At 59.3% G+C, this 9,004-nt stretch carries 9 protein-coding genes; 1 reads left to right on the top strand and 8 read right to left on the bottom strand.

All coding sequences use genetic code 11. From position 1 onward, the window contains the following. Positions 1-160: 160 nt before the first annotated feature. From AAAB35_RS21180 to AAAB35_RS21155, 6 genes are all read right to left on the bottom strand, one after another. Entirely contained in the window at positions 161-595 is a 435-nt protein-coding gene (locus AAAB35_RS21180) for an OsmC family protein (RefSeq protein ID WP_340670252.1), read from the bottom strand. A 65-nt stretch (positions 596-660) separates the two neighbouring features. Then, positions 661-1,515: an AAA family ATPase gene (locus tag AAAB35_RS21175; protein ID WP_340670253.1), complete on the bottom strand. Its 855-nt coding sequence runs from the start codon at positions 1,513-1,515 to the stop codon at positions 661-663. Positions 1,516-1,811: 296 nt separating this feature from the next. Continuing rightward, complete coding sequence (locus AAAB35_RS21170) at positions 1,812-1,988, bottom strand: hypothetical protein (RefSeq protein WP_340670251.1); 177 nt, start codon at positions 1,986-1,988, stop codon at positions 1,812-1,814. Positions 1,989-2,245: 257 nt separating this feature from the next. Next, positions 2,246-2,893: a VOC family protein gene (locus AAAB35_RS21165; protein ID WP_340670250.1), complete on the bottom strand. Its 648-nt coding sequence runs from the start codon at positions 2,891-2,893 to the stop codon at positions 2,246-2,248. A gap of 116 nt (positions 2,894-3,009) precedes the next feature. After that, on the bottom strand, positions 3,010-5,211 hold the full coding sequence (locus AAAB35_RS21160) for a xanthine dehydrogenase family protein molybdopterin-binding subunit (protein WP_340670249.1): 2,202 nt from the start codon (positions 5,209-5,211) through the stop codon (positions 3,010-3,012). Between the two features lie 5 nt (positions 5,212-5,216). Then, entirely contained in the window at positions 5,217-5,687 is a 471-nt protein-coding gene (locus AAAB35_RS21155; RefSeq protein ID WP_340670248.1) for a (2Fe-2S)-binding protein, read from the bottom strand. A gap of 296 nt (positions 5,688-5,983) precedes the next feature. On the opposite strand from AAAB35_RS21155, the gene AAAB35_RS21150 reads away from it, so the two are divergent. Continuing rightward, positions 5,984-7,825, top strand: a complete 1,842-nt coding sequence (locus AAAB35_RS21150) for an adenylate/guanylate cyclase domain-containing protein (protein WP_340670247.1) — start codon at positions 5,984-5,986, stop codon at positions 7,823-7,825. A 46-nt stretch (positions 7,826-7,871) separates the two neighbouring features. Here AAAB35_RS21150 and AAAB35_RS21145 read toward each other — a convergent pair whose 3' ends face one another. Both AAAB35_RS21145 and AAAB35_RS21140 read right to left on the bottom strand, forming a co-directional pair. Beyond that, positions 7,872-8,552 carry a superoxide dismutase gene (locus AAAB35_RS21145; protein WP_340670246.1) on the bottom strand — a complete coding sequence of 227 codons (681 nt, stop codon included), beginning with the start codon at positions 8,550-8,552 and terminating at the stop codon, positions 7,872-7,874. A gap of 82 nt (positions 8,553-8,634) precedes the next feature. Continuing rightward, the gene (locus AAAB35_RS21140) at positions 8,635-8,868 is read right to left on the bottom strand and encodes a hypothetical protein (protein ID WP_340670245.1); all 234 of its coding nucleotides are present in this window, start codon (positions 8,866-8,868) and stop codon (positions 8,635-8,637) included. Positions 8,869-9,004: the final 136 nt, after the last annotated feature.

The raw sequence follows: 9,004 nt of genomic DNA, 5'->3' as shown, positions 1-9,004 counted from the left end.
CCCCGAACGGCGGTATGAAGGACGCACGCCTCCAACCACCTCGCATCGGCGCCATCTTGCGAGCTGTGAGCTACTCTTTTCTAAGAAAGCCATCGTTCGACCTTCAACAAGGCGGGCCCAGACCGGGTGGCCATCGCTGTGCAGGGCCTTCTTCGTGACACTAGGATTCTAGTGTCGCAGCGGTGTCGATGACGACAAAATCATGGGTAATCGTGGCTGTCTTGGCCAGCATTGCTGACGCTGAGCAGTACTTTTCGACCGAGAGTGAGATGGCACGCTCAACCTTGTTTGCAGCAAGGCCGCGCCCCGTGACCACAAAGTGCAGATGAATGCGGGTAAAGACCTTCGGGTCCTGTTCGGCACGCTCCGCGTCGATCTCGACGATACAGTCCTCGATAACCTCTCGGCCCTTTTCGAGGATGTGGACGACGTCGAAGGCCGAACAACCCCCGGTCCCGATCAATACCAGCTCCATGGGACTTGGCCCCGGTGTTCGCCCCTCTGGCCCGAAGGCCGTCCCCAGTACCACGTTGTGACCGCTCCCGGACTGGCCGATAAACGTCCGATCTTCCACCCATTTGATACGTGCTTTCATGATAACCGCCCTGTCGTGACAATGCGTCGATCATAGACCAGAGGCGATCAATGATCTCGCATCATTTAGCGATAAGGTACAGCCAGCGCGCCGATCTCGCGCAAATCGCCACTACGGCGGACGCGTCCAGGAGCATTAGAAGCCTCACTTTTCATTGGTATTTTTTTCGGTATTCGGTAGCAACCGCCACCACCTTGAGCATTCCACCTTCTATAAGCCACCGCCCGCTCTCCATAGGCTTGAAATCGGAACCGCGAACATTTTCGATCCAAATGGAACGACATTCCACCTATTTCCGAAAGGTTCGTGAGCTGGCCGGAAACTTGGGCCATAACCTCGATGAGCTTTCGCAGTTCTCCTGTCTTATCCACGGTGGCGATGTCCCTGACATCGCGCTCCACGATCGCATCGAGGTATGATCGACACCAATCACGGCGACGACGTTCGGTAGTTCTGGCAAGAACTTCTGGATATCCTCCAGCCACAACAACAGACATCAGATCTGCTCCAGAGATCCGTTCTGACGGCCTCGGCACCTCTCCAGAGAAGGCAATATCTATGAAGCCTGACAAGCCGGAGCCAACCACCTCGGACCGGGAAAGAGGATAAAGAGTGACGACTTCCATGCGTCCAGCGAGGGACTCTTTTACCTTGGGAAGAGCAAGGATGTGGGCCGAAACAGTGAGGAGGAATCTTCCATGCCGACGGTCTTCGTCGACTGACTGCTTGATGGCGAGCAGAAGGTCAGGGGCACGTTGGACTTCATCGATAACAGCTCGGTCGATCGCCCGTATGAAACCAACAGGGTCAGCGAGTGCTCCTTTCAGCAAAGTCGCGTCATCAAGCGTCAGATACGCCCAATCAGGGTCCGCGACCTTTCGCGCGAGGGTGGTTTTGCTTGATTGCCTTGGCCCGTTGATCGAGACAACAGGCGTGTCAGCCAGAGCCTCTCGGATGCGGGACTCTGCAGAACGTTGGTACAGCGATGCCAGCTCCAGTCACGAAGCTCGAACCGATCGTACGATTGGGATTTTATCAACGTCTATTTGGGAAAATATCTACGTCCAATTGGGATTGTGATACCGTCCATCTGGGATTTGAAGCGGGCAATGAACCGTTTTCGCGAGGACCCCTGCAGCCGATACTTGTGCAGAGGATGTTTCGCGCAGGCTAGTTGAGCGGACGCCGCCCCAGGGCTGAGGTCGACAGGTCACGGCTATTCGCCTAACGTTCCAATGGGCGTCCTGCCGTAGGGATAAAACAGCTCCTTTCGGCCCTCCTTCCAGGCCGTTCTTAGTTCGGGCGTCGTGATGTCCCAGTCCGGCCGGCAGTTCTTGCTCACGCCGCGCATGTCGTGTCTCAGTTCTCCATGGTCGGCAGAACTAGTAGCCATCGTAAATCCTGTAGATGATCAGGCCTGGCTCCAGCACGATGGACGCTCGAAGAGGCTGGTATCGCTCTCCTCAACCAGGGAGAGTTGGTGGAAGGTGGTTCAGGTGTGAGGTTGCGCAAATGAACCTCCTCTTCATCCCGCTGCCAAGATTTTGACGAGGCCACAAACCGAACCCATGCAGCAGCCCGAACGCGAGAGCCACGACCCAGGGATAGGTTTCGGAAAACGCCGGCCCATTACGGCATCCAGTCTGATGCCTATAAGGGCAATTCCTTGCCGGCCTGCTCGCGAACGATGTACTCGGCATACCAGTCGGGCCAGTTTTCATCGTGCTGCCCGCCATTGCGTTTTTCGTGCTCGCCATGCGCTTCTGCCGCGCGGCGCAGCGCCGCGGCAAGCTCGCTCGACGAACTGAAGAGGGTATCGTCGGCGCTAACGCGTCCCGGCAAGCGCGCGGTGATCTCCTGCAAAAGCCAGCCATTGCCATCAGGATCGCTGAAGGCGGCGAAGGAGCGGTAGCTGCGAGCCTCGGGATCGCGACCGCCAACCCTCACGCGGCCGAAGAGATAAGGCTCGTCCGGGCCCGTATAGACGTCACCTTCAGGGTGGAATGTCTCGCTGACCCCGACACCGCGATCCGCAAGCTCGGCGCGGGCAGCCTCGATATCGGAGACGATGAGGTAAAGCCCCTGTGCAGAGCCGGGTGCAGCGGCAGTGACGTTTCTGCCAAAGATGACCGAGCAGCCGGAGCCGGGTGGCGTAAACTGGATGACGCGATAGTCATCGGCAGCAAAATCGGCGTCGAGCCGCCAGCCAAGGCGCGCATAGAACTCCTTAGCGCGATCGACATCGGCAACAGGAATGACGACGATCTCAAACTTCATGTCCAGGCCTTTATCAGTCATGGCTTTCTCCACGGGTTGATGACGTGGCGCATGCACGGCGCGCCGTTTCTAGTTCTTACCCACTGGCGCCTCGCCCGCCTTTCGGGCAGGGGCGTTGGAGGCGGCGGCAATCATCTTCATGCGCGTTTCAAAAGGCTCGGATCAACGGGCATCTTGCGCAGGCGCGTTCCGGTTGCCGCAAATATAGCATTGGCGATGGCCGGGACGACTGCCGATGTTCCCGTCTCGCCCATGCCGCCAGGCGCCTCCGCGCTCTTTACAACATGAACCTCGATGGCCGGGGCCTCGTTGATGCGGAGCATCTGGTAGGTGTCGAAGTTCGTCTGTTCGACACGGCCGTTCTTGAGGGTGATTTCCCCATAGAGCGCTGCCGTTGCGCCAAAGATGATGCCGCTTTCAATCTGCGCCTCGATCGTATCCGGGTTGACCGCGGTGCCGCAATCCATGGCGCAGACGATGCGTTGAAGCTTTACCGTACCATCCTTGGCAACCTCGACCTCGGCGACCTGGGCCATGTAGCTGCCGAACACGAATTGCAGCGAAACACCGCGGCCGCGTCCCGCAGGCAGGGCCTCCTTCCATCCGGCTTTCTCCGCCGCAAGATCAAGAACAGCCTTGGCGCGCGGTGACTTGTCGAGAAGCGCCCGTCGATAGGCAACCGGGTCCTCTTTCGCAGCTGCCGCCAGCTCATCGATGAAGCTTTCCGTGACGAATACATTGTGGGACGGGCCAACACTGCGCCAGAACCCTGTTGCAATGGCCGCCGGCTCCACACGGACATATTCGACGTGAACGTTCGGCAGATCGTAGACGAGATCGATCGCCCCTTCGGTGGAATCGGGATCAAGCCCATCCTTGAAGCCGGGCGGCAGCCATCGCGCGATGACGGACGAACCGGCAAAGCGGTTCTTCCACGCAACCGGTCTTCCCTCGTCGTCAAGTCCGGCCGAAAGGCGGTCAAACCAGTAGGGCCGGTAAAGGTCATGCTGGATGTCTTCCTCGCGGGTCCACACCACCTTCACGGGCCCATCGACCTTTTTGGCGATCTCCACGGCGCGGACCGCACCATCAGCCTCAAGCCGCCTGCCAAAGCCGCCGCCAAGGAGATGGTTGTGGACGATGACCTTCTCTGCCGGCAGGCCTGCGGCCTGCGCCGCCATCGCCTGGACGCGTGCGATCGCCTGTGTGCCGATCCAGATTTCGCATTGATCCTTTTGCCAATGCACGGTGCAATTCATCGGCTCCATCGGGGCATGGGCGAGGAAGGGAATTTGGTAGGTCGCCTCGACCTTCATGGCAGCGCCCGCCATGGCCTTGTCGACGTCACCGATGTTCTGCGCTACGGCGCCCTGGCCCATTGTCGCCTTGTCGAGTTCGCGCGCAATGTCTTCGGTGGCAAGGGCGGCGTGCGGGCCGTCATCCCATTCGATCTTCAGCGCTTCCATGCCTTTCTTGGCAGCGCCCATATGATCAGCGACGACCGCAACGGCATCCTCCAGTCTGACGACCTGGCGCACGCCCTTGACCGAAAGGGCAGCGCTGTCATCAACGCTCTTCAGCCGGCCGCCAAAGGCCGGCGACTGCGCAAGGGTTGCGACCTTGACGCCGGGCGGCCTCGCATCGATGCCGTAGATCGCGGTTCCGTTGACCTTTGCCGGCGTGTCGAGGCGCTTGACCGGCTTGCCGATCAGCTTGAAATCGCCCGGTGATTTCAGCGCGACATTCTGCGGGACCGGCATGGAAGCAGCCGCGCCAGCCAGCGCGCCATAGGCCAGACGCCGCCCGGTGTCCGCGTGGATCACCGCGCCACCTTCTGCCCGGCAGGTGGTCGCATCGACACCCCACTTACTCGCAGCTGCGGCAACCAGCATCATGCGCGCGGTTGCACCGGCCTCGCGCATGGGCTTCCAGGCACCGCGCATGGCATTTGAATTGCCGGTCGCCTGCACCCCGAGCAACGGATTGGCGTAGAGTTTTTCGTTGGGTGGCGCATGTTCCAGACGAACCTGGTCGAGCCCCACCTCCAGCTCTTCGGCGATCAGCATCGGGATCGCGGTGTAGGTGCCCTGGCCCATTTCGATATAGGGCATCGTCAGGAAAATCTGTCCGTTGCCGTCGATGCGAATGAGGGCGTTAGGCACAAAGTCATTGGATTCGCTCGCCCCCGCTTCGCTCGCCTCGAACGGCAGGTTCAGGCTCAATATCAGGCCGCCACCAACGGCTGCGCTGGCCTTGAGGAAGCTGCGTCGGGAGAGATTGGCTTCGGATGAAGAGCCGCGAACGTCGGCATCGGGCAAAGCGTTTTGAACATTGCTCATGGTCGTCAGCCTCCATTTGCGCCCGATTGCGCCGCGCTCTTGATCGCCTCGCGGATGCGGACATAGGTGCCGCACCGGCAGATGTTGCCACTCATGGCATCGTCGATGTCGGCATCGGTCGGATGCGGGTTGCTGGCGATAAGCGCCGAGGCCGACATGATCTGGCCGGACTGGCAATAGCCGCATTGCGGAACCTCATGATCGAGCCAGGCCTTCTGTATCTGCGCGCCGGCGGGCGTCGCGCCGATTGCCTCGATCGTTGTGATCTCCGATTGACCAAGACTGTCGACAGTCGTGATGCAGGAGCGGGTGGCAACGCCATCGATCTGCACGGTGCAGGCGCCGCACAGCGCCATGCCGCAGCCGAATTTCGTGCCGGTCATCCCCAAAACATCGCGCAGTACCCATAGCAGCGGCGTATCGTCATCGACATCGACGCTGTGGGTTATTCCGTTGACTTTGATGGCAACAGCCATGACGCACTCTCCTTTTTACCAAGATCGGCGGCTGAGTGCGCCGATGCCAATGCGAACGCATATATTTCAGTGGTATGGGGCAGGCGAAAACGACGCAGTTACGCGGGACTGACGGGTGTGTGCACGGATACGATTTCCAATAGGAGCCGCGTGGAAACGTTGGCATTTTAGGGCAGACGGGCAGGGTTGACCAGATGTTTCCTTTTCTGCGGAGGCAGAACCGGTTGGTGCCAGCGCGGGTGTGCCCTGCAAATCCGTGCTATGATGGTTTTAAGGGATGCAAGGGGACGTCGGTCATGGACCGCAAGCTTGCTGCCATTTTGTGCGCCGATGTCGTCGGCTACTCCACGATGATGGAGCAGGACGAACAGGGAACCTTCGAGCGCCTTCGTTCCGGACGAAAGGAATTGTTCGAGCCGGAGATCGCACGTCATCACGGCCGCATATTCAAGCTCATGGGCGACGGCCTTCTGGCCGAGTTCGGCAGCGTTGTCGACGCCGTCGAGTGTGCGGTCAGTCTGCAAAGGGGCCTGGCGGAGCGCAATCTCAACGCCGCCGACAACCAGCGCGTAGAGGCGCGGATAAGCATCAATCTCGGCGAGGTCATCCTTGATGGCGACGACTGTTTTGGCGATGGCGTCAATATCGCGTCCCGCCTGCAACAACTGGCCGACCCCGGGGGCATCTGCGTTTCGGGCAAGGTGGCGCGTGAAGTCGACAACAAGGTCCCGTTTGGTTTTGAAGCAATGGGGGAACACAGGGTCAAGAACATTGCAGGTCCCATCTCGGTCTTCAAGGTCAAGCTCGATAAAGGCGCGCCTCCACAACGTTCGAGGATCCCCTGGCGCGCGCGATCGATTGGCGCTGTCGCCATTGCCGCCCTCGTGGCGGCCGGTGCTGGCTGGTATGGTCTTCGACAACCGGTTACCCCTGTCAGAGAACCTTCGATCGCGGTCTTGCCCTTTGCCAATCTGAGCGGTGATCCAAGCCAGGATTATCTCGGCTCCGGCATCGCCGAGGACGTCATCACCATGCTCTCGTCCTTCCCGAGCCTGCGCGTCGTCTCGCGCACCTCGAGCTTTGTCTATGACAAGCCGGTCAAGGTGCAAGAGGTCGGAGAAGACCTCAAGGTGAACTATGTCATCGAAGGCAGCGTGCGCCGATCAGGTAATGGCGTGCGCGTCACCGCCCAGCTTATCGATGCAGCGACGGGCGAACATGTATGGGCGAACCGCTATGATGAAGAGGGCAGCGATGTCGCCGCCCTGCAGGACGATGTGGCCAACCGGATCTATGCCACGGTCGCGGGACTGAAGGGAGAAATCCGCAGGAAGGAGGAAACGGACGCCTGGACCAAATCGGCACCGAGCCTTGAAGAATACGATTACTATCTGCGCGGCCATCAGCTGTTCTTCCGCTTCAACAAGGAGGACAATGCCAAGGCCCGGCAAATCTGGCAGGAAGGGTTGGTGAAATTTCCCGACTCGGCACTCCTGCAGACAAAAATTGCCTTCAGCTACGTTCTCGCGGTCCAAAATGATTGGAGTAACGATCCCTGGCGCGACACCGAACTCGCGTGGAACGTCGCCACGGATGCAGCGGAAAATTCGAACAAGTCGCAGCTTGAGACCTTCCTGTCCCACTGGATCATGGCCGTTCTCTATCAACTTCACGACGGCAATTTCGAGCGCTCCGTCGTCGAGGCCGAGAAGGCCGTCAAACTGGTGCCCTACGATCCATTGTCGCACGCCGATCTTGCCCTTTATCTCGCCAATGCCGGCAAGGCCGACCGGGCGATCGAGTGGCTGGAGGAGGCGATCCGCCGCGACGCCAGCCCGCTGGAGTGGTATTTTGGAAACCTCGCCTTTGCCTATTATCTTGCCGATCGCCCCGCCGATGCGGTGAAGGGGTCACAGAAAATGGAAAAGCCATGGAACAGCACACTTGCTGTCGCCTATGCGCGGCTCGGCAAGCTCGATGAGGCACGTGCCAGTGTCGCTAAGATTCTCGAAACCAGGCCGGGATGGACGATCAGGAAAGAATCGGTCTGGCCGACGATGAAACAGCCGCAATTGGTTGCCCCTCTACTCAAGGCGTATATGGCTGATCTTGCCAAGGCGGGACTGCCCGAGGAGTGACCGCAGGCTCAGCATTCGCAGATATAGAGAGGCGCGCCCTGATCTTTCAATCCTGAAATTGTTCGCTGACGTAGTCCCAGTTAACCAGTTTGCCAAGAACCGCTGCGACATGCTCGGGGCGGCGGTTTTCGTAATCGAGATAATAGGCATGTTCCCACACGTCGATCCCGACCAGGGCTTTCTTGCCCTCGGCAACGGGCGTTCCGGCATCCTGCATGCCTGTGATGACAAGCTTGCCATCATCCTTGACAAGCCAGACCCAACCGGTTCCGAAGACCTTGTCTCCTTGAGCAACCATTTTCTTCTCAAGATCGTCCAAACCGCTGAAGTTGCTATTGATTGCCTCAAGCAGCGCACCTTTTGGCGCAGCGGCTCCGCCCTTGAACTGCATCCAGTAAAGATTATGGTTAAGGGCCTGGGCGGCGTTATTGAAAATGTCAGTGTCGCCATTCTTCCTGGAACGGACGACGACATCTTCGAGCGAAAGCTCAGCGTAAGGCGTCTTTTCCACCAACGTGTTGAGTTTCTTGAAATAGCCGGCATGGTGTTTGCCATAGTGAAGCCCGACCGTTCTTGCCGAAATCACCGGCGTCAGTGCGTCCTCGCCATAGGGCAATTCGGGCTGGCTGAAAGGGACGGCAGCGCGCGCACGCAAAACGGGTGCAAACAGCGTTGTTGCAGCGGCCGCCCCGGACAGCGCCAGGACATGACGTCGATTGAGTTTCATCACACTCTCCTTGATCGGTCAAACAGGCTTGCGTTCAGCCAGCCGCCATCCCTCAGCTGGCGTTTGGGTCGTCGGCTGCTATTCAATGCCACCGGCGGCGAATATCATCATCTGTTGTCATCCGTCCGACCAGCACCCCGAGAAGAAATCCGAGAATGCCGACCACGCCAAGCGTCGATGCCGTTCTTGCGGGCATGCGCTCTACCGGCGTCGAAATCGTCTTTGGTTGCTGACCCAGGGCTCGCGTGGCTCGTACGGTCATTGTCGCGGCCCGACCGGAGATGCCGGCGGGTTTTTCGCGCGCCTGTTTACGCACAGGTGATCGCGCCTTTTGGGCTCCTTTGCGGGGAGATGCCTTGCGCGTTGCTGGCCTCTTTTGGCTCCCGGCCACAGTCGTTTCATCATTGGTAGGGATCGTGTCGTCCATTTTATCCGGCCCTCACAGGTGAACC

It is taken from the genome of Phyllobacterium sp., from assembly GCF_037994425.1.
In the GTDB taxonomy this organism is placed as follows: Bacteria; Pseudomonadota; Alphaproteobacteria; order Rhizobiales; family Rhizobiaceae; genus Phyllobacterium.
The sequence above is the reverse complement of the archived record's forward strand: the minus strand, read 5'-3'. Positions and strand labels throughout refer to the sequence as shown.

Coding starts and splice junctions, on each gene's coding strand:
- AAAB35_RS21155 (WP_340670248.1), bottom strand. CDS start 5,687: ATGGCTGTTGCCATCAAAGTCAACGGAATAACCCACAGCGTCGATGTC.
- AAAB35_RS21170 (WP_340670251.1), bottom strand. CDS start 1,988: ATGGCTACTAGTTCTGCCGACCATGGAGAACTGAGACACGACATGCGC.
- AAAB35_RS21180 (WP_340670252.1), bottom strand. CDS start 595: ATGAAAGCACGTATCAAATGGGTGGAAGATCGGACGTTTATCGGCCAG.
- AAAB35_RS21165 (WP_340670250.1), bottom strand. CDS start 2,893: ATGACTGATAAAGGCCTGGACATGAAGTTTGAGATCGTCGTCATTCCT.
- AAAB35_RS21145 (WP_340670246.1), bottom strand. CDS start 8,552: ATGAAACTCAATCGACGTCATGTCCTGGCGCTGTCCGGGGCGGCCGCT.
- AAAB35_RS21160 (WP_340670249.1), bottom strand. CDS start 5,211: ATGAGCAATGTTCAAAACGCTTTGCCCGATGCCGACGTTCGCGGCTCT.
- AAAB35_RS21150 (WP_340670247.1), top strand. CDS start 5,984: ATGGACCGCAAGCTTGCTGCCATTTTGTGCGCCGATGTCGTCGGCTAC.